The organism is Saccharothrix sp. ST-888 (assembly GCF_000955975.1).
Classification (GTDB): domain Bacteria; phylum Actinomycetota; class Actinomycetes; order Streptomycetales; family Streptomycetaceae; genus Kitasatospora.
The window spans coordinates 1-356 of the sequence record NZ_JYJF01000574.1; the positions used below are offsets into that span (position 1 = coordinate 1).

At 75.8% G+C, this 356-nt stretch carries 1 protein-coding gene; it reads right to left on the reverse strand.

Translation table 11 applies throughout. The features are described from left to right. On the reverse strand, positions 1-95 hold a 95-nt coding region (locus tag UK12_RS43995; protein WP_331386680.1), incomplete at its 3' end, for a M48 family metalloprotease. Between the last annotated feature and the right edge of the window lie 261 nt (positions 96-356).

Consider the following 356-nt stretch of genomic DNA (forward strand, 5'->3'; position numbering starts at 1 on the left):
CGGTGGTGGCGGGCCTTGAGGTGGGCCTGTTCGTGGCCCAGCAGCACGGCGCATTCGGGGCCGGTGAGGGCGCGGAGCATCCCGGTGGTCACCACGATGCGGCCGGGGTCGGCGGCACGCGCCAGCGGTCCCGGCAGGCCGACGCCGTCTGCGCCGTCCTAGTCCAGCATGGTCCGCGCGCCGCTCTTGCCCGCGGCTCCTCCTACCCCTCGCTTGCTGCCGCCCTGCTTCTGTTGGCCGCCTCCACCCTGCTTCTTCGCACCGGGCACCACCAGCTCGCAGACCTGCGCCGCGCGCGCAGCGCCGCGGACGCGGGGCACACCCGCAGCACCACCGGCCACCTGGCCGCGAACGGC